Source organism: Bdellovibrio sp. ZAP7 (assembly GCF_006874645.1).
In the GTDB taxonomy this organism is placed as follows: Bacteria; Bdellovibrionota; Bdellovibrionia; order Bdellovibrionales; family Bdellovibrionaceae; genus Bdellovibrio.
Genome location: NZ_CP030082.1, coordinates 1,062,966 through 1,086,110, shown reverse-complemented (window position 1 = coordinate 1,086,110; position 23,145 = coordinate 1,062,966). Strand labels below are relative to the sequence as shown.

General features: G+C 43.3%; 21 protein-coding genes. 12 read left to right on the top strand and 9 right to left on the bottom strand.

All coding sequences use genetic code 11. The features are described 5' to 3' along the window. Window positions 1–3: 3 nt before the first annotated feature. The 4 genes from DOM22_RS05315 to DOM22_RS05300 form a co-directional block, all read right to left on the bottom strand. Window positions 4–3,303 carry a Swt1 family HEPN domain-containing protein gene (locus DOM22_RS05315; RefSeq protein WP_142699382.1) on the bottom strand — a complete coding sequence of 1,100 codons (3,300 nt, stop codon included), beginning with the start codon at window positions 3,301–3,303 and terminating at the stop codon, window positions 4–6. Between the two features lie 8 nt (window positions 3,304–3,311). Then, window positions 3,312–6,182: a DUF1156 domain-containing protein gene (locus DOM22_RS05310; protein ID WP_142699381.1), complete on the bottom strand. Its 2,871-nt coding sequence runs from the start codon at window positions 6,180–6,182 to the stop codon at window positions 3,312–3,314. After that, window positions 6,179–9,712, bottom strand: coding sequence for a helicase-related protein (locus tag DOM22_RS05305; RefSeq protein WP_142699380.1), 3,534 nt, complete (start codon window positions 9,710–9,712; stop codon window positions 6,179–6,181). The genes DOM22_RS05310 and DOM22_RS05305 overlap by 4 nt, the downstream gene beginning before the upstream one ends. 115 nt (window positions 9,713–9,827) lie before the next feature. Next, entirely contained in the window at window positions 9,828–10,202 is a 375-nt protein-coding gene (locus DOM22_RS05300; protein WP_142699379.1) for a hypothetical protein, read from the bottom strand. Window positions 10,203–10,299: 97 nt separating this feature from the next. Here DOM22_RS05300 and DOM22_RS05295 point away from each other — a divergent pair, with 97 nt between their 5' ends. After that, on the top strand, window positions 10,300–10,557 hold the full coding sequence (locus DOM22_RS05295; protein ID WP_142699378.1) for a hypothetical protein: 258 nt from the start codon (window positions 10,300–10,302) through the stop codon (window positions 10,555–10,557). A gap of 206 nt (window positions 10,558–10,763) precedes the next feature. Here the strand turns inward: DOM22_RS05295 and DOM22_RS05290 are convergent, their stop codons facing one another. After that, window positions 10,764–11,135 (bottom strand): RodZ family helix-turn-helix domain-containing protein, encoded by a 372-nt coding sequence (locus DOM22_RS05290; protein WP_142699377.1) that lies wholly within the window; start codon window positions 11,133–11,135, stop codon window positions 10,764–10,766. A gap of 559 nt (window positions 11,136–11,694) precedes the next feature. Between DOM22_RS05290 and DOM22_RS05285 the strand changes: the two genes are divergently transcribed. The 8 genes from DOM22_RS05285 to DOM22_RS05250 all read left to right on the top strand — a co-directional run bounded on the left by DOM22_RS05285 (window position 11,695) and on the right by DOM22_RS05250 (window position 17,661). Beyond that, window positions 11,695–12,783, top strand: a complete 1,089-nt coding sequence (locus DOM22_RS05285; RefSeq protein ID WP_142699376.1) for a hypothetical protein — start codon at window positions 11,695–11,697, stop codon at window positions 12,781–12,783. After that, window positions 12,780–13,448, top strand: a complete 669-nt coding sequence (locus tag DOM22_RS05280; protein WP_142699375.1) for an ATP-binding protein — start codon at window positions 12,780–12,782, stop codon at window positions 13,446–13,448. The genes DOM22_RS05285 and DOM22_RS05280 overlap by 4 nt, the downstream gene beginning before the upstream one ends. A gap of 310 nt (window positions 13,449–13,758) precedes the next feature. Next, entirely contained in the window at window positions 13,759–14,205 is a 447-nt protein-coding gene (locus DOM22_RS05275; RefSeq protein ID WP_142699374.1) for a hypothetical protein, read from the top strand. A 107-nt stretch (window positions 14,206–14,312) separates the two neighbouring features. Continuing rightward, the gene (locus DOM22_RS05270; protein ID WP_168196566.1) at window positions 14,313–14,594 is read left to right on the top strand and encodes a helix-turn-helix transcriptional regulator; all 282 of its coding nucleotides are present in this window, start codon (window positions 14,313–14,315) and stop codon (window positions 14,592–14,594) included. Window positions 14,595–14,644: 50 nt separating this feature from the next. Further along, window positions 14,645–15,235: a hypothetical protein gene (locus DOM22_RS05265; protein WP_142699372.1), complete on the top strand. Its 591-nt coding sequence runs from the start codon at window positions 14,645–14,647 to the stop codon at window positions 15,233–15,235. A 17-nt stretch (window positions 15,236–15,252) separates the two neighbouring features. Then, window positions 15,253–15,711 carry a hypothetical protein gene (locus DOM22_RS05260; RefSeq protein WP_210415687.1) on the top strand — a complete coding sequence of 153 codons (459 nt, stop codon included), beginning with the start codon at window positions 15,253–15,255 and terminating at the stop codon, window positions 15,709–15,711. A gap of 90 nt (window positions 15,712–15,801) precedes the next feature. Then, window positions 15,802–16,761 carry a tyrosine-type recombinase/integrase gene (locus tag DOM22_RS05255; RefSeq protein WP_142699370.1) on the top strand — a complete coding sequence of 320 codons (960 nt, stop codon included), beginning with the start codon at window positions 15,802–15,804 and terminating at the stop codon, window positions 16,759–16,761. Between the two features lie 33 nt (window positions 16,762–16,794). Continuing rightward, window positions 16,795–17,661 carry a hypothetical protein gene (locus DOM22_RS05250; protein WP_142699369.1) on the top strand — a complete coding sequence of 289 codons (867 nt, stop codon included), beginning with the start codon at window positions 16,795–16,797 and terminating at the stop codon, window positions 17,659–17,661. A gap of 176 nt (window positions 17,662–17,837) precedes the next feature. Here DOM22_RS05250 and DOM22_RS05245 read toward each other — a convergent pair whose 3' ends face one another. The 4 genes from DOM22_RS05245 to DOM22_RS05230 form a co-directional block, all read right to left on the bottom strand. Then, window positions 17,838–18,314, bottom strand: a complete 477-nt coding sequence (locus DOM22_RS05245) for a hypothetical protein (protein WP_142699368.1) — start codon at window positions 18,312–18,314, stop codon at window positions 17,838–17,840. Further along, the gene (locus DOM22_RS05240; RefSeq protein WP_142699367.1) at window positions 18,298–18,702 is read right to left on the bottom strand and encodes a hypothetical protein; all 405 of its coding nucleotides are present in this window, start codon (window positions 18,700–18,702) and stop codon (window positions 18,298–18,300) included. The genes DOM22_RS05245 and DOM22_RS05240 overlap by 17 nt, the downstream gene beginning before the upstream one ends. A gap of 8 nt (window positions 18,703–18,710) precedes the next feature. Beyond that, window positions 18,711–19,199, bottom strand: a complete 489-nt coding sequence (locus DOM22_RS05235) for a hypothetical protein (RefSeq protein ID WP_142699366.1) — start codon at window positions 19,197–19,199, stop codon at window positions 18,711–18,713. A 181-nt stretch (window positions 19,200–19,380) separates the two neighbouring features. Further along, window positions 19,381–20,505 (bottom strand): hypothetical protein, encoded by a 1,125-nt coding sequence (locus DOM22_RS05230; protein WP_142699365.1) that lies wholly within the window; start codon window positions 20,503–20,505, stop codon window positions 19,381–19,383. 191 nt (window positions 20,506–20,696) lie between these two features. Here DOM22_RS05230 and DOM22_RS05225 point away from each other — a divergent pair, with 191 nt between their 5' ends. The 3 genes from DOM22_RS05225 (at window position 20,697) to DOM22_RS05215 (ending at window position 23,013) form a co-directional block, all read left to right on the top strand. Continuing rightward, window positions 20,697–21,548 (top strand): hypothetical protein, encoded by an 852-nt coding sequence (locus tag DOM22_RS05225; protein ID WP_142699364.1) that lies wholly within the window; start codon window positions 20,697–20,699, stop codon window positions 21,546–21,548. Window positions 21,549–21,614: 66 nt separating this feature from the next. Next, window positions 21,615–21,893, top strand: coding sequence for a helix-turn-helix domain-containing protein (locus DOM22_RS05220; protein WP_168196565.1), 279 nt, complete (start codon window positions 21,615–21,617; stop codon window positions 21,891–21,893). Continuing rightward, window positions 21,883–23,013 carry a site-specific integrase gene (locus DOM22_RS05215; protein WP_142699362.1) on the top strand — a complete coding sequence of 377 codons (1,131 nt, stop codon included), beginning with the start codon at window positions 21,883–21,885 and terminating at the stop codon, window positions 23,011–23,013. Before DOM22_RS05220 ends, DOM22_RS05215 begins: the two co-directional genes overlap by 11 nt. The last annotated feature ends 132 nt before the right edge of the window (window positions 23,014–23,145 follow it).

Genomic DNA, 23,145 nt, shown 5'->3' with positions numbered 1-23,145 from the left:
AACCTATTCCTCGAAATTAAAATTCTGATACTTCAGCGTCTTACAATTTTCAGTTACAGCTCGTCTCACACTATCAGGAATACCGTCTTGAACATTTACCCTAACTTCAATTGTGATTTCTGCTTCTGCACCATAAATACCAGTAAGAAGAGAGATAATTTCTGCATTTAATGTCCCAGCTTCCTTTAGAAATCTACTTGAATCTTTCACTGGAACTGACGCATAGAATATTTTAGGACTTCCTCCCACGGGAACCGCTTTCGCGGTTGAAACTCTTACGTCAGAACTACGAGTTACCAAAGTTCGACCAGCTTCAGGCTGATCATATTCGCTGTGTCCGTGCTTCAGGAGTATCGCCGAAGCAATATCAGGTTTCACCAATACGGCAAACTCGTTTAACACCGGTTTGATAAGCTTACCAGCATCAAGTCCCTTATATACTTCGCCCTTTGCATCTACTTCGTCTGCATAAGCGAACGTATCAGTTGACCAGGTCACACGACTCAAACCCTGCTCAATCGCGTCGAGCACAACCTGCGAAGATTTCAGTCTAGGCAAATAAAGGTATTGAGCAAAGTATGATGCCAAGTCCTTTATTCGAACGGAATTCCCCTTCCACAAAGGAACTCCATCTAATTCTTTTCGCAAACTGTTTGGACCAAATGAGGTGAGAAGTTGTTCTGTTGAAAGTAGTTTCTTCGAAGCTCTAACGGCAAGAGATTCTTGACCGCTAAGTCTCTCGTCAACCCATTCGATTTTACCTTGTGGTGAAGTTTGCGTCGGATAGAGCATCCACATGAAAGTTTCTGGCAATCTCAGTTCAAATGTTTGCCTAGCCGCCTTTTGTCGCGCTTCGGCCTGCTTTACAACAGACGGACTAAGATCAAACTCCTCTTGCTTTTCTATAATGGTATTCCAGCCGAGAAGCTCAGCTGCAGCTCGCAAAAGATTCTCAAACGCATCCTGATCTGGAGCTAGGAACACAAGTGAATTCTTATTCAATCGTGGGGAATTGCCTCTTGATTCCAACATAGCTTGAGCAGCCCGGAGTGCTGGAGTATTTTTTTGCCGACTTACATGAGACATGCTTGCGCCCAAAATCACTAGGCGAGTTTCTGGCTCATCTGGAATCTCATTCCCATTGCTTGGAATAGCATGAACCCTCACAAACTCACCTCGGCTGTTGGCACCCGAAATATCTTTACGAATCTGATCGTGAATAAACTGAATGACTGGCTCTCTTAGTTCAATAAAATGTTGCGCTCGCTCTTTAGCTTTAGTTGCAATAGTAGCCTGAGTTGAAAACCAGTATCGACCAGAGTCTTCGTTTAAATAGCTAGATCCCTGAGAGATTCTACGTAAAGCATCTCCAAAAACCGCGACTTGCTCACCTGGCTGAAAACATCCTAAAGCAATCTCCTTCGCGGCTATTCCTTTAGTATTTTGTTTCACCATAGGTGCCGAACCCATGAAAATAGTCCTAGCAACTCTTCGACAAGCTGAGAACCTGCCTAAATTGGGATTATCACGATCAAGAGCTACCGGGAATGATCCAGCACCGTCGATATCAGAAGCGAGAACACCTTCCCAGCGGTCGTCTAGTTGTTTTTGTAGTTCTTCTTGAACATTCGGATCGTCCATCGGAACAAAAGCCGGCAGAATCATCAGGTTCTTATCACCACTTCTCCATAGTACGTGAATTACAGTGGCCATGAGTCGAAGAACACCACGTGTCCGCTGAAAACGTTCGAGTGTTGACCAGTATTCAAATAAAAAATCAAACAAAACAGGATGAATTGGATAAGCTGCAATCATTCGATCGCGATATGACATCTCTTTACAGTGCGCAGGAAATTCATGATATTCTGAAGAGTATTTATCAAAAAAAGCTTTAACGACCGCATCTCGATGAACAGCAAGTGATTGATCTTGCACAAAGAGGCGTCGACGAACTATTTCAAAACCTTCTTCTGGAGTGGCTGGTCGCCAAGGTGCCTGCACCCTCCCCAACGCATTCTTCAGTCTACCCAAAGCCTTTTCTCCGATTTGCCCACCTATTTCTTGCTCATCAGATGCAGGGATACTCACAACAAGAAAAGTATCAGGAACAGATTTGGCACATTCACTAAGAGCTTGTGCAAAAGTAAAATGCGTATCAAAGGACCCCGCTGGCAGATCATTCCCATCTCTGAGCTGACGAGCATATGCAACCCACTCATCAATCATTACCAAGCAAGGACTATAGGCCGTGAAGAGTGTCTTCAAAGCCTCCCCAGGATTCGTCCCATTTTTGTCAGAATCAGCAACGATTTTATACCCATTTTTTCCGCCCAATTGCCATGCAATCTCACCCCAAATCGTGCGTACCTGTGTCCCATCAGGCTTCTCATGAATCTTTCCGGGGTCAATTTGAGTTCCGACTATCACGGCTCGATTAACATTCTTGGGAATGTTGACCTTCAAATCTCGCATCAACACATCGACACCTGGCAATTTGGAGGCAAGCGTTCCCCCGAACAAGTGATATAGAGCCAACATCGAATGCGTTTTCCCTCCACCAAAGTTCGTCTGAAGTTCAACTACGGGATCGCCACCCTTACCTGAAAGACGTTCCACTCCGATTTTAAGGAGTTGTTTAAGTCCCTCCGTTAAATACGTTCTCCCAAAAAATTCCACAGGATCTGCATATTCACCCTTCGCTTCTCCTCGGTGTACCTGCCAAAGATCGGCAGCAAATTCGGCAACTTGAAAACGGCCAGTGCATACATCATCATGAGGGGTGGCAACTTCGCGCCAAGGCTTCAGGCCGAGTTCAGGACGGCCTTCGACGGTTGCCCTCTCTGCTTTTTTGCTTTCCTGCCGAGTTTGATCTTCAAATCTATTCCGCATCACTTCATAGTGATGCTTTTCAACCTCGCGAGAATTTTCACTAGAAATCGCCGACAGCAATCGTTGAACTGTATCAAGTGCTCTCAGCGCATCCGCCGTGTTGAATGCTTTTTGATGAGCCCACCGATTTCGAATATCGACAAGCTCTCCCACCATATTTCTGCCATTCTTACCAAGTGTTCCTTCAAATGAAGTAGGCCAGAAATTAATCATCACCTGAAGCAGAAGTTGCGTATCCCATTGTAGCACTTCATTGCGAAAATTAGCGGCTTGATGATCTTTCAACGTGCTTTCAATTGCTTTCAGCCAATCCTTACCCAAGGTGCGCTTCAATTCTCTTTCAAGATAGGGAGCCAGCCCGGAGTTTAGTAGCTCAAGGCACTTTCCAACTCTTTCAACATTACTGATTGCCATAAATTCCTCTATTCAATATTTAAGATGCCTTGAGATAGGTTGCCTTGGTCCATTGCATATGCAGAAATTGAGCTCCATGATGCGACGAGCGAGTTATATGCAATAGCTTCTTGGGCCCATTGCCTCTTTTCACAGATTGCAAAACACCTATATGCAAGATCAAGACAGCTCGACGCCATGGGGCCGAGATTCCTTAATAGAACACCAGCCTCCTGCTCACCGCCTTCATCAAGTCTTTTAATTAACTGCTGCATCGCGAACCAATGGCTGACCGGCTTTTTTGGGTCTGGGTACCAATCATCTTTGAACTTACTACGCTCAACCAAAGCAACTTTGCCACTCTTAGAAGTAACAATTCCAGCTGAAGCAATGGCTTCTACCCCAATATTTTTTGCCTGCGCGAGTTTGTTCGCATCATCAAATAAACCAACTTTAAATCCATTTTGTTCAAACCAAGCTACGGCCCATCTTGAATAAGAATCGAGTTGGCTATCAGATTCAGCCAATATTTCGTCAAGTGCATCATTAATTAAGATCAAAGCTGCGCGAACAGACATTGGCTTGTCGTCCGCTTCAAGTACCCTCTTGAACCTCGTGAAAACGGCCATTCCTGGCCCAATCGCCGACTGAGCCAGGTCAACTGCCGCTATTCCACTCCGTCTTAGGTGTTGAACTGCTTGGGGTAGTTCGCGCCTAAGTTGTGCCACATACTCTCGTCGCGAAATCGATACAGCATTCGGGTCCCTTCTACGACAAACCAGAACTATACTCGATGCTAAAGCATTGGCGTCTTTCCCAATCATGCGATTACTCAGCTCGGTTCGCATCGGCCAAGTACCACCAATAGAAAGACCCGCTCTCATCAACGCCTCCAGAAAAGTCTCCCATCCTGTGGACGCGGACCCATCCTGTTCGGTTTCTGACTGCTTAAATGCATAGTAGATGGTTACGGGAAATTCCGGATGCGCCTGAGAAGAAATATTCTTGAGAGCGTCGGTCATTCCTTCTAGAAAGAATGTTTCTGCAGCTTCTTTCGAACCATGACGGTACCGCGTGGCTACTAACTCCTCAGCTTTAGGGGTTGCAATGGTTGTAAACAGTGTCGGGAAGACATTTCTCAAAGTACGTCTTAACCATACATAGAAAAAATCAGAAAGGTCTGCATAGGGAATATTGTCATAATAGGGCGGATCACATGAGATCACTTTTCCTTTGGAAAGGTTCTGATTTCCTGCATCTTTTTGAATCGTGTGTCCTGAGGCAGCGGCTGGAAGATTGAGAACTGCTTTTGCTACCCAGTCAATGTTATTCATCCAATTTCCGCTTGAATCAGAAAATGGATTCCCCTCGGCAAAATCCCACGTCATCGGAATCGCCTGACGACCGAACGTATTACGTAAAGCTTCCATTTTCGGGCTACTATCCCAAGTGCAAATTGTTGATCCTCTGTCCGCGGAACGACTGAGAGCAAAGGTTAGGTAAACGGCAATAGCTTCACCGTAAGCAGTTGCACCACTGCCCCCATCTTCAAGGGAAATTCCGTCGTCTGATAAACCAGCTTTAATTGCATCGATCTTCGCCTTCTTGATAACTTTCTGAATGAGGCTTGAAATGGACTCTAATACTACCAGCTGTCGATCAGTGAAAATATCGCCATATGTATTCAATCCATAAAGTGGTGGGGAAAATGATCGAGGATTCTCTGGCATCTCGAGATCCGGCCTCCACTTTGGCGATGCACTAGCGGCTATGTCTTCTGCCTCTTTTGATGGTGGTAGATAAATTCTTCCTCGTGGTCCCTCAGCAACTACCGCTAATAGCTTCGAGCCCATTCGGTTCGCCTTGGCTTCACTGTAAATATATTTTGACTCGATCGGCGTACCAGAAAGAATACATTCGAAATTAGCCCCTCTAGAAAGTTTCGTGCCGTTTTTTGCTTTGACTGGAGGCTTTCCTAGCTGAATTTCCAAAGAGTATTTGCTGCCCTTAACAAGAGGCTGAATCCAAGCCTCTTTACCTGGCTTATTTGCTAGAACAAATGTTGATACAAGCGGGACATAAACTTGAGAAAACGCAGGGTTCGGGCTTTTGACGGTTCTAGCCCAAATCCACGCGATCACCTTCAGCTCTTTCGCTTTTAACGCTTTCAGGTCAGGTCGCTCTTTGCACATGGAGGGAGTTAACGTAATCTTAGGAAAAAGGTCGCCAACAGCCTTCCAGGCTTCCTCTTTAACCCAAGCCCCATAGCGACGAATGTCTTCAGAAAGACCACTTGATCCAACCCATTCTTTCGCAAATAGGATAGACTCTTCTTCCACTGGACACACCGGAGGAAGTGAAGCAAAACGCGGCGGTATTTCAACCATAGCCTTATTTATCAAAACGGCTACAGGATTTAGATCGCTCGCGTAAGTCTCTAAACCAAGACGCTGACTCTCCAGTGGAATTGCACCTCCGCCAGCAAACGGATCATGTAGTGCCGGCAATTTGTGCGGATTAAAAAACTCTGCCGCGTTGGCGTCAAGCTTCCTCTCTTCACAAATACTTTCCCATGTCCTTTTGATTTCTAGTTTAGCAGCATTGATGACCTTCTCGTTCTGCAGATTTTCCCACTTCACAAGGTCAGCTATTATTCCAAAAAGTCTTTTTCGCTCTTTGTTTCGTTCGGCATCTGTTCTAAATCTAGGATCGCAGGATGGATCATCCACGAGAGATGCAAAAATCACCGCTCTTGCTGCTGCTAATGGCCGGCGAGCCCACCATAAATGAAGGGTAGATGGGTGGCCATGCCGTATTGATTTCTCCCTGGCGGCTGCGACATTAATTGCCTCAAGCGGCATCGCAACTTCAATTAATTTTTTTCGATAAATGGGTTTCATAAGGGCTCCGTGGCCTTGCTCAAAAGCTTGCCTAGATCAAAATTCACACTAGTTGTTTCGAATTCGGGTTCTTTGGAAAACGGCAAGCGAATATACTTCGGAGGTTTAGCTAGTGAACCCTCAATCTCAACAATGGCGAGAATAAATCGGTCTGGACAATTCAATCCACGAAGAATCTCGTTCTTTGTTACAGTAATCGTCGAGGCTCCAGCAATTCGTCCCTTAACTTCTATGAATCGCAAGTCACCGTTCTTATCCTTGGATTCAATATCATAACCACATTTCTCATGACTGACATCCCTAGGTCTGTTGCCAAGCCCTATTTCAGAGTTCATCACAGCTTTCATTGCCAAGTCTTCAATTCGTTTGGTTTCACGTCGAATATTTTCCGCCTCGGCTGCAGGCTCACCATTGAGGGCCGCGAGCAGTCCGCTAGGAATTACCAATGCACAACCTATTACGACTGGTGACTGAGGAGCTACGGCCTTCTCTTGCTTAAGCTCATCCATTCTTCGTTGATACCTAACTCTCAAATCATCCGCTCTCTGTGTGGCCTTAAGTGAGTTGAGCTTAGGCGTCCTACCGGCAATCTCCTGGAGCTTAATTTGCTCCGCCCGGTGGTCCCAATGAGCAATTTCTTTTGTAAGCCGCTCGTGAACAGCCCGGATTGTCTTTTCAATTCTAATGTCGATCCTAGATCGAACTTCTTGAATGTGCTCTGGAACCAAATGAGTAATCGCATAGCTTATTGCAGATTGCTCAGGAGTTGATAAAGTATTTACGTGTTTCTCAAACCATGGCTGCAATTTGGAAGACTCGACACTGGACAGTGGTCGAAAATCTAGGAATGGTGCAAAACCAGCATTGCGAAATTCTCCGGACGTTGATTCGCCATTTGAATTAATTTCTATCAATGCATCAATAAATTGAAGGCGTCTTGAGCAAATTCTACGACTCCCATTTCGGTCGACCCTACCGTCTTGAATTGAGTGCTCCAAATATATCAATAGCCGCGGCTTAGTTCCAAAATCGTTCTCATCAAATAGCACCGCTCCTTGCTTTAAAAGATCTCGATATTTTTCAAGGATTATGTCCATCGTCGAATCAAGAAGTGCGTGACCAGGACACACAAATTCTGCCCTCGGCTTACCATTGATATTTAGCAATTCCTTGTCGAATGCAACTCGTTCATACTTCTGCAAAACAGCTTGGCCACGGCCAATTACTCGATCTCGTCTTCTGATTTCCGATGGAACATGATTAATCTGGAATCTTCGTGATTCTCGTTCATGAACCTGACCTCCCAGATTCTCAAACGCAGCCAAGAAAAATTCTTCAACAAAATGAGGTTGTAATTTTCTAGCTTCCGCACGCTCCATTTGATCTCGAATATCTCGGACCTTTAAAGAATCCATTGTATCGTGCCCAATCGCACGCTCCTGGAGGAGCTCTTGTAATCTCTCTTTATTTACCGACTTGTCGATTACCTGCGAAAGACGAGCTCTAACCTCTGGTCGGTCACCATACCGAATAGCCTCAATCATTAGATCTTTAAGATTTCTACTGTCAAAAGTGAGCTTACCCAATACATCAAATACTTTTCCCTGTAAGGCCTCTCGAGCATCTTCCAATTTATGCAAAAGCTGCAGATAAACATCCCCTTCACGAGTATCCTTTGCGACTAAGTTCCAGAGATGACAGACTTCTGTTTGACCGATCCTATGGATGCGCCCAAATCTCTGCTCAATACGGTTTGGATTCCATGGCAAATCATAATTTATCATCAGATGCGCTCGCTGGAGATTAACCCCTTCTCCCGCGGCATCCGTAGCAATAAGAATTTTCACATCTGGATCATTCAAAAATCTATTTTCGGCATCTTTTCTTGCTTCGCGAGAAACGCCGCCATGAATAACAACGACTGCTTCAGGTCTACCCAGCAGGGTAGCTATTCTGGTTTGCAAATAATTAAGCGTGTCTCTATGCTCAGTAAAAATGATTATCTTTCGCCAGTTACCGTTAGCATCACGAACCAAAGCGTTCTCTGACAAAATTTTTGAGACTTCATCCCATTTTCTATCTGTTCCACTCCGAATCACTCTCTGAGCAAGCGCCTCGAGGCCTTTCAAAATGTCGATTTCGATTTGCAACTCTGAGACTGTCTTACTAGCGGTTGCCTGATCAACAAATTCGTTCTCTTGAACTTCCAATTCGTCTTCAGGTAATTCATCTAAGTCTTCAAGATCTTCAGTCGAAAAATCGATTAGGTGATTAGAAACATCAGCAACTGAGCCCACTCTCCCCAGAAGACGAATCTCACTCAAACGAGATTCCAACCGTTCTCGTCGACGTCGCAGACTCTCATGAATCGCCGCTGGAGACGAAGCCAACCTTCGCTGAAGAATTGTCAGTGCGAAGCCAACGGTACCTTTCCGTCCATCATTGTGAAGTGCATCTGCGCGATTGAATTCTGTTCTCACATATTCGGTTACTTGAGCGTAGAGCTCCACTTCAAGCTCAGATAACTCATAAGTAACCGTATATGCAATTCTCTCCGGGAATAAGGCCGTCCCTTCAAATGTGACTAACTGCTCTTTAACAAGACGACGCATTAAATCACTGGGATCGCTAGCATGAACACCCTCTCGATGCACGCCTTCAAATCGATCACCGTCAAGAAGTGACAAGAAAAGTTCAAAATCAATTTGCTTACCATTATGAGGCGTGGCCGTCATCAACAAGAAGTGACGGCTTACTTCACTCAAAAGTCGTCCAAGCTGAAATCGCTTGGTGTATTTAACTTCACCGCCAAATTCACTGGCCGACATTTTGTGGGCTTCGTCGCAAACTACTAAATCCCAATCAGTCGCACGCAATTTGTCTTTTAACTCTTCATTTCTACTGAGCTTATCCAAACGACAGATAACAAGATTATTCTCCCCAAACCAATTCCCTGTCCTAGCGGATTCAATTTTATCTGTCGTGAGGATTTCGAAGGCCAATCCAAATTTGGCGTAAAGTTCATCTTGCCATTGCTCAACTAAACTTCCCGGACAAACTATTAGACAGCGCTGCAAATCACCTCGCGCAAGAAGCTCCTTAATAAGAAGTCCCGCCATCACAGTTTTTCCAGCCCCAGGGTCATCGGCCAAAAGAAATCTTAAAGGCTGCCTCGGCAACATCGATTCATAAACAGCACTAATTTGGTGAGGCAGCGGCCTCACTAAAGACGTGTGAACAGCCAAAAGAGGGTCAAATAGGTAGGCCAAACGAATTCGATGTGCTTCTGATGCAAGCTTTAGCAGCGCACCGTCCGCCCTAAAACTCCATGGCTGCCCCGCTGTAACGATATCAATAGTAGATTCCCTATCTCTGAACAAGATTTGAGAATCATGCTTACCGGAGGAGTCACGAAAAACAACCTCAAGCGCGTCGGAGCCATGCCACTTAGTATCTACAATTGAAACCAGCTGCTCAGTGAGTATCCCCTTAACAGCGGCATCCTTTTTGATATCTTCTAGCTTAGCCACACCAGCCCACCTCTATAAAACACTTCGTAACATCTGTTGTTGTTTACATACTTTATTAGACGCCTAGACCAGCAGCAAGCTTTTCACCCACCATTAGTAAGACAAAGGTCCAGTTCTATGCGCCCTCTTGATCAAGCATTTTTCGAGCGGAAGCCTGGATTTTTTTTCCTAGCTTTAAAGAACGAAACTCGGCTAAATGAAAAACACTAAGCACTCTTTTACCAATTTCTTTGCCATAGTCATATCGATCATCTCCATAAGTATATCTAAATACATATGGCTCATCCGCAACTAGAAAGACACCAAGTGAGTGGTCTCCAGAAAGATCAATTTCAGAGTCAAAGCTCTTAAATTCACGAACTGCTTTTATTATTTCCGGACGAACAGGTGACGAAGAAACAACCTCAGAAAGTTCGATTGTAAGCTGCCCCAACGACATCGCCTTTCGAAGGCGATCATTTATCTTTGCAACTGCCTCAGCATTTTCCACTATTGCATCCCACCTTTTTAATGTATAACTTTAAAAGTATAGTTTTTAAGTTATACTTTTAAACTTACATCAAAGAATGACTGAGGCAAGGTTAAAAGTGGCAGAAAAGAAAAAGAAGATAGCGCCAAAAACAAAGCTGCAGTTTTCTGAACTACTAGGCGACCTACCAATCGGAAAGCTCGCACAGGAGATCGGCGTCACCTACACGCAGCTATATCCGTACAAGAAAGCGGGCGCCAACCCAACACTTCTCGTGCTTGAGCAGCTTGCAGAGGGGTTGTCCAAACTTCGAAACGAGAAAGTTTCAGTGATAGACTTAATTCAACCAAAGCAGGAGAAGAGAAAAAAGAAATAGGTGCCGCCAAAGCACCCTAATACTCGAAACAACTACTGGCACACCACTTGGATGCTTCGACGTCAAATACCATGAAGAACTCAATATATTTCGCAAAACGCCACCCTTCCGGCTCAAGGCAGTAAGCAAAAAAAATCAACGAGTTTATAATCGACAGGAACAATAATTTAGCGATTCAAGATCAAAATGCCGGCCACATCCGGAATTCAGACCGAGCTGAGACTTCTGCAAGAAATTTTAGAGAATTGAAGCTTCTCCCAAGGGCGGGACTCTTCGCCAACAACTGAAAGGTGCTTGCGTCTTTCAGTTTGTAGGTGACAACGATTCCTTTCCATCATCAACCTCCAAAGTAAACCATCAACCGCATCACCGCGTGCACCACCATAGTTTGCGACTATGAATTGGGCGTATTCAGTTGTGATCAATTCTAATCCGTCTTCGATGGCTTGCAAGCGTTCTGCAGATATACCAATACGCTGTGCAGCTTGAGGAAGAAGAAGATTGCGAGCTTTTCGCCCTTGTCGAAGAAAGGAGCCTACTAATGACAGTAGTTCTGTTGGTATTTCCTTTGAATTCATTTTTGAAATTCTCCCACCCGTCAATACGTCAACATGAATGAGTTTAACATCACGCAATTATATCTGGCAAGAATTGTGCTTCGTACGAATTGGTGTGATTTGCCGGATTCCGTTCGCATTGCCGCACTTTCGGTCTAACGCATATGTACCTAAACAATTATATAAACCTTATATGTACTGCACCCACAGACTTGCGCGGAGAATTCCGCTGTGATTTTTTTATTTTCATGGAAGACCGCACTAATCAGCTAAATCCTGCCTCGAATAAAATCTCGAAACCCCTCCTTGGGGTTCTGTATATTACGAACTCATTGCCAGGCTTGCGCACAAAGATGTTGCCGCATGTTTGCTTGGAGGAAAGTTCAATAGATTGGCCCTCTATTCTTTCCCAAAATTTTCACAACGAAGAGCTAGCTGCAGTCCACTGGGCGCATTCAATTTGGTTTGGCGAAGCGGCTTCCCGCGATCCATTCGCCTTTAACCACTTCCTAAATGCCGAAACAGCGAAGGCAATTCTTAATGCGCTTATTGTCTCTTGGGGTCTTATTGAGGTAGATCTATGAGTGAATTGAAGAATCCAACCTCAGATATTATTGATCTCCGACGCTATCAAGCTGAGATCAAATCAATCTCAGGTCAAAAAGATCTCTCCCATTTTGACGTATCGAAATATCTACCTCCTGGAATAAAGGTCGACTTCATCGAAAAAGGCGGAGCTCTCTTTGTGCCGCACAGGATTAACGAATTCTCGGTAAAGGTTATTCGTCGGAAAATTGATTTGATCGTGTTTCAGTGTATTCTCCGATATACCCTGGGCTTCCACAGGCCTGCCGCACGACTTTCTAATACCTTCATAGCTACTTGGACAGGATTGCAGCCTCCGAACGTCAGGAAGGCCCTCCGGAGCTTGAAAGAAATGGGTCTTGTAACTATATTAGTTCCTGGAACCGCTTCATCTACCACGCTTTATGATGTTCCCATAGTTCGAGGTTACCTAGAATGGCGAAGAGCAAGGGAAAATGACGCCAAGGTAGGTTCAACTGTATCTCATGAGGGGGATCAATCCGATCCTAGGGGTAGGTTCAACGAGATCTCCAAGAAAGAAAACTTAAATAAAACAGGAAAGAAAACTCCCTCTCCCTCCGAAGCATTACCTCACAAGATTTCCAACTACATTGAATCAGTGCGACCGCATCAAAAACGCGTCGAAGAAGAGTATTATTTGAATCTCTTGCTTCAGGATTATCCCGCAGACGATCTGGGTGAAGCATTAGATCATATTCTCATCCACGGCTCGTTAGATACTGGGGAAAAGATCCACAGTCCGATGAAATATCTAAGCTATACAGCTGAGGAAGTTATCAGCTCGATCCATCAAAGCAAAGAGAAGGCGTTACGTCGGGAGGAGCTACGCAAAAAGAAAGAGCAGGACCTCCAGATGCAGGATGCCCGAAAGAAAATGGAAGCTGAGGAAATGGCAAAGGCGTTGATTGAGTTCCGAGAACTATCCGCCGAAGACCAATCTCGTCAAACTGAAGAGTATAGAAAGATTCAGTTCGGAGATTATAACCAAATGATGCCTCCTTCTGAAGTAATGCAAAAGTTAGTTGCGGCTCATTGGTATAATGGAAAGAGAAGCCATGGATGAATGCCACTAAAAAGTTAATCGATGTCTTGTCAGATAAACATCAGCTTTACACAAACTATTCAGTAGGAAAATTTATCTATCTAGCGAGTAATTATGATCCTCGTGTTGCATTTGATAAATATATTCAAAACAGCACCACGCATCCGTTGATTGTCATTGGCAGCGTTGGGAGTGGCAAGACTCACCTAGTTGTGGATGGGTTAAGAAGATTAAAAATCGAGTGCCCCAGTTTGTCAGTCGAACGATTTAACAACGACATTCGACGTGCTGGAATAAAGTACGACGAGATCGATATTCATGAAGTCCAAAAAGCTTATCCCGTTCTTTTCCTTGATAGTGCCGACGTTACATTAAAGCGTCGTGAATATCGAGAACATCAAGAAACAATAGACCTATTTGCTTCTCTCACCCGTATCGGTTGCAAAGTCATTCTAACTTCAACAGAACTATACGGTTATCCAACAGAAAAATTCGTGCAGACATCGATAGACCAAATAAGTGACAAAGAAGCTTTCAAATTAGCAAAACACTTTTTTGCCAAAGATTTTGGCTACCTCCCGCAATCGATAGAAGATCTTGAGATTTGCCGTAAAGCCAGATCTGCAATCATTCGAGTAGTGGAAAGAAATATAAAAAGGTACTTCTTAATAAAACAGCTTCGATGATTTGATCTCAAGTTGCCACCTGCAAGACATTCCGCGCTTTTCGTCGTCGCTGCCGAAGTTGGACACGGTTTCGCATAAGGAGTTTATCATGGTTTATGGCATAGTATAATCGAGCAAGTCTGCGAGAACATGCCTTACATTTCGGCTGGAGTTTGTCCCAGCTAGTTCGATCTGCATAAAAGTCTGTCTTCTTTTTCTTGTGCCGACAAACCCGGCAATATTTTTTCGCCATAAATTGAAAATAAGTACCTAGTTTGTCGCAATTATTGTTTTAGACCAAAACAGCATCTTACGTATCGAGCCGAGATGGATGCCGTTTCTGCCTGATACGAATAATTATTTCGACCTATTTCACCGTGATAAAACAGAAATTACTGAAGAGGTGATGATGGAAGATCACAAAGACGTCGAAATCGCTCGCGAAGCACTAAACCTAATTGATAGCCGGATCGAATGGGTTAAGACCAAAAAAGTATATCTGGTTCACATCAATCTCAATTCTTGGAGTGAGGAGATGCAGCTTCACTTAAACCTAGAATTCAGTGATGCCGACGTGGAAGCGATTTTGCGAATGAACATGCGTGGCCGGAATCCAATATCATTCACAGCTGCGTACTCCCACATGCGAATGCGCGGATTTCTACACAAGGAGTTCCTCAACATTTTCGAATATTGCGAAGTACGTAATCTCTACGTCGATTTCAAACCAGGGGAATTGGAAATAAGACCAGGAAGCCTTGATTTAATTGCTAACTAGTTCGAGAAGTACGGCATTTTGTATTTGGTGAACGGCGTAGCGGTCAACGTACGTAATATCGTTTTTCCTGTGTAATGAGATTCACATTTTTCCGATGGGTTCTGAGTATGAAACTAAAAAGCAATCTCAAGCATATTTTAGCAGATCGAGATATGACGGCGGCACAACTGTCCCGCAAAACTGGTGTACCGAAAACCACACTTTCAGAATGGTTATCTGGAGGCAATCCCAGAGACATAAAGAAGGTTAAAATAGTTGCTGATGAACTTGGCATTACTGTCGACGAACTATGTTTTGGTCCATTTGAACGAAAATCTCCACTGAAAGAGATGGAGGACGAAATTTTCGCAGGGAACTTCGACGTCATTCTTCGAAAAGCAAAAAAATGAGAACTTTCTACTGAGGCAACTAACAATCTACATTTATAAAGGATATTCAAATGAATCTTCATAAAATTGTTCTACTAATATTATGCCTTCTATCGTTCGAAGCATATGCCGACGGCGGTGTTAAGAGCAGTAAAATGTATTCAGATTTGCTTATCGGACACCCATTTGCTGAGGCTTCAACAAAGTTTGGAAAATTTGAAAATAATGAAAACTATGTTTGCCGAAATCCGCCTAACTGCGGTTATTCATATATGCGTAAAGAACGATCGGCTTGCGTTCAAACTATTCGATCTGTGTTTGCTAATGGCAAAACTGGTTTAATTGAAGAACACAATGTAAGCATGGCCGGTCAATGCAATATGTATGGCGACCTGCCGAAGGTAAGTGAAATTCTAGGAAAAGATTTTCCTGTTCCAAAATTTGTTCAACTGAATTCTGACCGATCCGGATTAGCTTTATGGTTCGATGGAGACATAGCCATTCAGGTGTTCGCATTTTGCGGAGAAGGCACTGATTATGGTCCAAGAGGACCAACTGTCAAAAAGTTCATTGATTGCCGAGTAAGCAATTACGTAGTTTTGAAAAAAGCGGAGAAAGACTACGCTGATAGGTTCAAGAAAAATAATTTTAAATTTCAATAAGTAGCTTTGGGGTGAGCATGGTCTTTCTGGGGAAAATGCTAGTCATAGGCGTATTTTTTATGCTCACCTCGTGCACCGAACGCGATCTCAAAGTTTATAGCCTTTCTGAGATTGGAGCCATGAAGCACGTTTACCGCTACAGCAACCGGGACTTATCGGCGGGCAATTCCGTGATTGATGCAGGATATCCCGTAAACACTTATATAACTTACTTCAATGTTTCCACACTCAACAACGGCAGTGCTTTTGTTACCATCACAATTACGACCGATACTGCCACTTACACTGCAAATGAGTATATGCTTCTTGGAGATGTTGTTGAAAATGCCATATATCCTGACACAAGTATCGCTGCCTTTTATTACAAAATCGACTTAACTAATACCGCAGCCCCGGCTCTCACTATGCAACCCGATTTCGATGGAAATCTGGCTAACTCCGGAAGCAAAACTGTAATAGCTTTGCTCGTTAAGTAACCGTATCGCCCCGAAACGCAGAAATAGCTTTTCGTTCTAGCTCTTCCATTGAAAATTACGTCGAACACTTCGGTATGATGAAATGGGAAAATGAAACAAGTAACAGAATCTATACGTGAACGTTCACTGCTGAGAGCAGACCGGATATCTAGCCTAATCGAACAATTTATCACGGCCCATGATGTTAAAGATATCTCGCGTGAGGGATATAAAAGACGGCTCAAAGATTTCAGACAGTGGTTACTCAATACCGATTTTAAATCGTTAAATCGTAGAGATTTAATTGAGTACAAACGCTCTCTTAGAAGTCGTAAATTTTCCTCTAACACACAAGCCGCATACATGGTGGCCGTACGCACCTTCTTTGCCTGGTTGGAATCTGAAAAGATATATCCAAATCTTGCAAAGAATATCAAATCAGCAAAAAGAGATAAACGCTTCCGAAAGGACCCTCTTACGATTCCACAAATTTTTCGACTTTTGAATTCAATTGATCGTTCCACCATCAAGGGGAAACGCGACTACGCCCTATTAAACCTCATGATTCGAACTGGCCCCCGCTCAATTGAAATTGCGCGAGCAGATATCGATGACCTACGCCAGGAGGCCGGGCAACCTGTTCTCTGGCTACAAGGCAAAGGTTCAGATTCCAAGGATGCCTATGTTGTCCTCACCGAAACGGCCTTAACTCCAATACTCGAATATCTTGCCGAACGACCAGTTGCAAAAGCAACTGAACCACTTTTTGGGTCAACATCAGATGGAAATCGCCATCAACGCCTTTCTACTCGCTCCATTCGAAGGATAGCCAAGGACAGACTCCGAGCCATCTCTATAGATAATCCCCGCATCTCAACACACTCCTTCCGGCACACGGCAACTACCCTTGCTTTGGTTGCCGGTGCCTCACTCCAGGAGACTCAACTATTTGCGCGACATTCGTCTCCGGCCGTAACAGCCGGGTATGCCCATAACATTGAGCGTGCTTCCGGCATCCCTGAAAAAAAGATTGATGAACTTTTAAAATCTTCGCGATCCAAGGCCGATTGACTTGCTGCTTGTCTTTGGGTAGAAGCCATCTTAATGGCTGCACCGAATGATCCAATACACATTTTTATTGATGAAACTGGAACGTTATCCAACGCTAAGGTCAACGGGCACTATGGAATTGGTTGGGTGTGCCTCCTTGAGTCTCAAGTGGCGGTAGCTGAAAGTCTTCTCAAAAAAGCCGGACTAAGTAATCTTCATATGAAAAAAATCAGAGCGAGCCGAAAACTGAAGGCTGCGCACCAGATCGCCTCAGCAAATCTTATCCAAACAGAATTGATGGGGGGAACGCTAATTCGAAAAGATCCAGATTTCGCCAAAAATTTCGTTGAAAAAAACTTCTATAAAACAGCAATCGAATACCCAGAATGGTTCATAGCCTCTTCTCCAGTTGCAGCCTCAACCACCGAAATTCTAAGTCCGAGTCAACTTTTGCCCGAGCGGTACAAGCAAATGATCAAAGTTATTCGCTTGCAAGAGGCAGCTTTAATTGCAACCAGATACCCATTATTTGCAGCGATTAAAAAATACGGAATCAGAGATATTCATTTCCACCTAAGCGCTGTAATTGATTCCAAAATGCATGGAGAAGCAGTTAACTCAATTCGGAGTAAAATTTTACCAGGATTGAATGAGTTGTTACAATCCTTGGTGAACAGCGGGACTCTCAATTTTATCGGGCCGATAATTCCGGGAGAAATCAGCATCAATGTCGTGAGTAAATCTGACGATTTATTTGTCTTGTCAGATTTTTTTGCATTTATTGGCGATTATACAGTTTCAAGTGATCCCTCAAAGCAAGCCATAGCAGATCAGGCTTATCAACTAACAAAGGATTTGTTTATGCCGAGCCTTGGTATGAATGCTGTAGAATTAAAGCCAGGGATATTTGTGCGCGATTAAGCATTAATAAATCCTTAGAAGTATTAAAAATCAAGATTTTAAAAAATCCCGATATCCGCAAATAACGGCCCTTTTCTTAACTCTTTATTTCATCAACGCCGTACCCGTATGTCCTATCAAAATAGAAAATAGGCCATCGCATAAATACGTGATGGCCTCTGAATACTTGGTTTAGCTTAAAACGGAATCTCGTCATCTCCGTTTTGCATTTTCATGTTCCCACGTGAGATTGGAATTTCTTGAATACAAGAAGCGAGGCTATCGCCATTCCACTCAACACAATAAATGAATGTGTGAAACGCTTCAAATGAGAACCTCAGAGCTTCCAGTGGATTCAGAACTTCACAGATGTCGAACTGGCTACGATCTACGATACAGGTCTCTTTTTTTCTCTTCAATACATCTGCAAAAACAATCTTTCGAAGAATGTATAATCTTACCAAATCAACTTCGGTAGCACCTGAACATTCGTAACCAAAAAAGACATGATTGATAATCGCTTCCGAAGTCGGCCAAGAGGAAGAAAAAACACCATCCTTTCTATGAGCCAACTCATCTACGATCCTCATGATTTCCTCTGCAAACTCCTCGCTAAAATTCCTATAGATATATTTATAATCGAACAACGGTGGATATTTATCCCTCCAACTCATTTCTCACCTCCCGCAAATCAAGAAGATCAAAAAAAACACAATAGACTATTTTGCCTAGCTCCGCCTTTGTGGCATCTGGAATTCCCCAAGGCAACTTACAACGAACAACAGTGTTTTCCCTTAACCAAGTCTCCATCGTCACTCTGTATTCAAAATGAATTTTTTCACAACGATCCAAGATGGTTGTTATTAGATTATCCACAAGCTCCATTTCATCATTCGGCATTGCCTTTGTGTATTTACCTTGCAAAATTGCCACCATCGCATCGACATACTCAGAAATCTCAAATGGATAAACCAAATTACTGTTATTAATTTTCAGATAAACAAAGTCATTCGCCAGCCTCAGAGTAGAAAAATGTTTACCAAGAAAGAGTGGAGTATACATTTTTTCTCCTAATGAAGAACTTTACTATCTTTATGTGCACGCTCTTCATCTTCGTAAGCCTCTTTACCAACCCATTCTTTAGGTTCTTCAAAGTCTTCCGGAAATTCAAAATACGGATAACTGTCGTCCCAGGCCATACATTCAATAAACAAGTTGGGCACTGCACGATATAAATCAATTAGTTCCCCTGCGATTAAAAGTGATTCAATTGAATTGCAGCTTCGAACTTGATCACAGAACTCGTCATTCTTTTTGGCATGGACTTTAAAATAGAAGTCTCGCAACTCTCTACGGAACACCAAATCACTTTCGGTATGGAATAATGGAAGAGCGTCGGAGATGAACCAACTCGTGATAGCCCTTGCGGCTTCCTCGCCAATCGGCGCCAATCTATCTTGCGCGTTAAGATGATCACCCTTAGCCCTCACCACAATACTTGCGGTTCCAGGAAAAAAATTTCGGTAGATAAACTGTATATCAATCTTTGGGAATTTCATTATTGCCTCCATTTAGTATTAAAAAATTTAAGGAACAATCCCATCCAATGTTCGAATGGGACATTTCCTAGAAATAGGATTCTTACTCAAAATCAAACTATACGAATGTCAAAGAGCTATTTTTTTTGACCTAGAATCTATCGTCTCCCTAGGCCAAATTGAGCTACCGTATCCAAGCTCCCTACTGTACCCGCTTCAGTAGATAAAAGTTTTGTTGCTGCCCACCAGATTTCGGAGGACGTTTTTTCTTCTCTAAAATTCCATTACTTGCATCCGAAAGCTTCTTTAACTGGGAATAACCCAAACGCAAATTCGCATCTTTAATTGCACCAGGGTCATATACACCAAATTGAGTTAATTGCCGCACAAGCTCATCAAAGGCCTTCTCCTTTCTCACGCCCCTTAAGCTAAACCCCTCCAACAACAGATAAAGATCCTCCGGAGAGACCTTCTCCGGAGGAGAAATGATTACTTGATCAAGCAGAGCCTCTATTCTTTGAACAACATTTTCATACAATGAAAGAAGCTCTTTCCTTATATCTCCAACTGAACTAAAGCTCGGTCGGAGGGATAAATTCGCAGATTCAATTCGGATTCGATCATATTTTGGATAAACCTTTAAGGTCGCTTTCTCATAACGATTCACCTCTCGATCCGTACGAGCGGGCCAACCAGTGTGAGTCAATTCTTTTGAAGCTTCTGACTTCCGTTCGGTTTTTAGCCCGTAATTTCTTCGAATTACGTCATCAATTCTCTCCCGCATCACCACTAAATCGTCGCTATTATATGGCCCCAGCTCAGTGTAAATTTCGAATCTGTTGATAAAAAAGTCTGAAACTAGAACCTCGGCGTCGGCATCTAGTATCTCACTAGCAAATCTTCTGACTTCCTCGAATCCAGCATTCAAAAGCTGCTGCATCAACTGTATCGAATAGTCAGAAATCGAATCTAACTCTATCAATACCCTCTGCTCTTCAACGGTGAACTGATTGACTCCATCTCTAGTTCGCAGTGGATTTGGCCATCCACGATCCATTCGGATCAAATCATGAAGATTTGCAAAAACAAAATTTTTGTTATCCTTGCGTCTGCCGAGATAAATCTTATTCCTGTCTGTATGCAGATGTACGTCATGAATTACATCAAGAGACACATCCTTTACTGGATACTGCTTTCGAGGCAGCTTTATGGTAGAACTTAAAATAGTTCCACCTATTGGCATAACCGAGAAGGCATCTATGAAGTAATGTCGCTTCTGTACCTCGAAATCACTAAGATACTGGGCTGGTTGACTAAAGGTATTCACTCATAAGTTCCTTTCTAGAATATAGCTTTGTTGGCGAATTCTGGTTGTTCCGCGTTGGAATACTTTTTGTTGATGAAGGTATATGTTGCATAAATAGCTTTTTCCACAGAACTAGACGGTGTCCTAATTCCAGCAATCGCCTTTGCTGACGTTTTTTTTATTTGATAGAATGTTAGAAACTAGGAGTCAGCATGGCAGGCGTTCAAAATCTAGAATGGACAGAGTGGAAAAAACGTATGGATAAGTACCTTCTATCAATTGTAGATGCACCCGACGAAGTTTGGGATAAAGAATACTACGACAAGCATCTGGATTTTTTCTTAGATATAGATAGACAGCGTCACCTAGCCAACTCATGCCTGATACAAGCAAAAATCCAAGACGAAAAAGGCTTGCTTTCCGCGAAGGCTCATCTTGGGCAATTGAAGTCTAGGTCGGAAGTTCAAGTAGACGATGGAATCATCCCGGGAACTCTGACGATCGATGAGTCCCCGGACGATTTCATTCTGGAATTAATTGGGATGGACCTTTTTTGGATATACGATCCTTGCGTAATTCAAAGAATAGCTCAAGCCGATCTGCATAGTGACAAAAGTTTCTTGATTGCGCTCGGCAAACGTATCGGATCTTCCGTGACCAAAACCGCAGACGCACGCGAATTTTCGACGCTAAGACTATTTCTCTCAGAATTAGACCGCCTCGGAATTATTTGCCTCTATCAGCCAAGTGAATGGATGTCCGACGATACCGAGCGACGCATGCTGTTTTCAGATGCCGGAGTCGACAACGAGGAAGACTTTTATTCATCAGAATGGGACAGGGCCTATGAAATAGTTTGTGATCTATTAAATAGCCCGAGTCCATTAGAATCCTTTCTATCGAGGAAGCAATTTACTAACGGGTCAGAATTTAAAAAAGCCTTTTCCAAATTTTTTACGGGAGAAGGTGCTAAACATCTCAACCCAAACCGAAACCATCACGGTCCAGCCGAAAGACAAGCTCTTGATATTATAGATCGCAGAAGGAAATCTCTAGGGAAATAATTCTTCTCCTAGTTCCATATCAATTCAATGAGCGTCGTGAAAGTACTCCGCATCTGGAGGACCACTATGGCGCATTATTCTAACCAAAAAAAAGATTTAAGAATATTTACCAAAGATATATTTCCAAATGATACAAAAACACTTTGTTCTTTGAAAACTGAAGAGGAGTGGTTAACAACGAAAGAAGCAGCTGCGTATCTAAAAATTCCGACATCAACTTTGTGGACTCTATCAAGTAACGGCAAAGTTCCCTATTATAAATTAGGACGGTCGAATCGATACGCGTTAGCTGATTTAAGAAACCTTTTGCTTTCACAAAAAAGAGGAGGTTTTTATGGGAATTAAATTTAGAGACGATATACAAGGCTATGAAGTTACATTTTCGAAGCGACATCCATTAACCAGACAACCAAAGTCACTGAGCCGAACTCGTAATGACAAGGGTGACCTAATCGCCACAGAAATCGAGGCAAAGCGTATTTATAATCAACTTGTTTTACAAGTTGAGACGAGCTTCGAAGAAGGTGCTGGCGGAAAAATGAAGGTAGCGACATTGCGGGAACAGTTCTACGAATCAATGGAAATGCGCGATTTAGCACCTTCTACAGTCGAGAACTATCGCCTGTGTCTTGATGCGCATACACGCCAATGGAACAACCGAACCATTGAGTCAATCCGTACCGAAGAGATACGCGCATTGATTAAGGTCACGCTGGCTGAAAGGTCCCCATCACATCAAAAAAGTATGCTCAAGTTCATCAAAGGGCTTTTTGGATTTGCAGTTGAATGCGGATATCTGCAACGTAATCCCGTTCCGATGCTTCAATTCCGTCTCGGAGACAAAATTAAGAAAGTTCTTACTAGAGAACAGATGAAGCAACTTCTTGAAAAAGCACGGGAGATGAATCATCCATGGTATTCAGTCTGGGCCTTTGCTTTATACACTGGGTGCCGCAATGGCGAACTTTACGCCCTTACAAAAGACAAGATTAGCCTGCACAATAGAACAATCTTGATCTCGTCGGCGTGGGACCATAAGCATGGCTTCAAAGAATTCACCAAATCAAAGCAAGATCGCACTATCGAGGTTGCCCCGCCGCTGATACCCATCATCAAACAGCTCTATGCTGAAAATCCGGACAGCAACTTTGTCCTTCCTCATCACAGGGAATGGACCGAAGGACGGCAGGCCGAGATTTTAAGGGCTTTTCTAATGGGAATTGGGCTGCCTCCTGTAAGGTTTCATGACCTTCGCGCAAGTTGGGCGACAGCCCTTCTAGGGAATGGCGTAGAGCCCGCAAAAGTTATGATTGCTGGTGGATGGTCGGATATCAAAACAATGATGATTTACATGCGTAAGGCAGGTATCAGCATTAAGGGTATGACCGACAACCTACACCTTCATGATCCTGAAACTCCAGTAGGCGAAGTGATCTCTATCTTTGCAAAGCAGGGAGATGGATAGGCGATGCGTCAAATGACTGTTGCCTTTTTAATTGTAGTAGTTTGTAGCGATTTTGTAGTGCTTTGCAAAAATAGCTGGTGTTTTCGGTATCTTAGGAAGTTCAGGAGTAATCCTGCCTTTCCATCCATTTTC

What these genes read in the sequence shown, in the direction of transcription:
- DOM22_RS05260 (WP_210415687.1), top strand. Translation starts at nt 15,253, where the DNA reads ATGGTCTTTCTGGGGAAAATGCTAGTCATAGGCGTATTTTTTATGCTC.
- DOM22_RS05235 (WP_142699366.1), bottom strand. Translation starts at nt 19,199, where the DNA reads ATGAAATTCCCAAAGATTGATATACAGTTTATCTACCGAAATTTTTTT.
- DOM22_RS05255 (WP_142699370.1), top strand. Translation starts at nt 15,802, where the DNA reads ATGAAACAAGTAACAGAATCTATACGTGAACGTTCACTGCTGAGAGCA.
- DOM22_RS05310 (WP_142699381.1), bottom strand. Translation starts at nt 6,182, where the DNA reads ATGAAACCCATTTATCGAAAAAAATTAATTGAAGTTGCGATGCCGCTT.
- DOM22_RS05280 (WP_142699375.1), top strand. Translation starts at nt 12,780, where the DNA reads ATGAATGCCACTAAAAAGTTAATCGATGTCTTGTCAGATAAACATCAG.
- DOM22_RS05270 (WP_168196566.1), top strand. Translation starts at nt 14,313, where the DNA reads ATGAAACTAAAAAGCAATCTCAAGCATATTTTAGCAGATCGAGATATG.
- DOM22_RS05240 (WP_142699367.1), bottom strand. Translation starts at nt 18,702, where the DNA reads ATGTATACTCCACTCTTTCTTGGTAAACATTTTTCTACTCTGAGGCTG.
- DOM22_RS05215 (WP_142699362.1), top strand. Translation starts at nt 21,883, where the DNA reads ATGGGAATTAAATTTAGAGACGATATACAAGGCTATGAAGTTACATTT.
- DOM22_RS05265 (WP_142699372.1), top strand. Translation starts at nt 14,645, where the DNA reads ATGAATCTTCATAAAATTGTTCTACTAATATTATGCCTTCTATCGTTC.
- DOM22_RS05275 (WP_142699374.1), top strand. Translation starts at nt 13,759, where the DNA reads ATGCCGTTTCTGCCTGATACGAATAATTATTTCGACCTATTTCACCGT.
- DOM22_RS05315 (WP_142699382.1), bottom strand. Translation starts at nt 3,303, where the DNA reads ATGGCAATCAGTAATGTTGAAAGAGTTGGAAAGTGCCTTGAGCTACTA.
- DOM22_RS05225 (WP_142699364.1), top strand. Translation starts at nt 20,697, where the DNA reads ATGGCAGGCGTTCAAAATCTAGAATGGACAGAGTGGAAAAAACGTATG.
- DOM22_RS05220 (WP_168196565.1), top strand. Translation starts at nt 21,615, where the DNA reads ATGGCGCATTATTCTAACCAAAAAAAAGATTTAAGAATATTTACCAAA.
- DOM22_RS05285 (WP_142699376.1), top strand. Translation starts at nt 11,695, where the DNA reads ATGAGTGAATTGAAGAATCCAACCTCAGATATTATTGATCTCCGACGC.
- DOM22_RS05245 (WP_142699368.1), bottom strand. Translation starts at nt 18,314, where the DNA reads ATGAGTTGGAGGGATAAATATCCACCGTTGTTCGATTATAAATATATC.
- DOM22_RS05250 (WP_142699369.1), top strand. Translation starts at nt 16,795, where the DNA reads ATGGCTGCACCGAATGATCCAATACACATTTTTATTGATGAAACTGGA.
- DOM22_RS05290 (WP_142699377.1), bottom strand. Translation starts at nt 11,135, where the DNA reads ATGAATTCAAAGGAAATACCAACAGAACTACTGTCATTAGTAGGCTCC.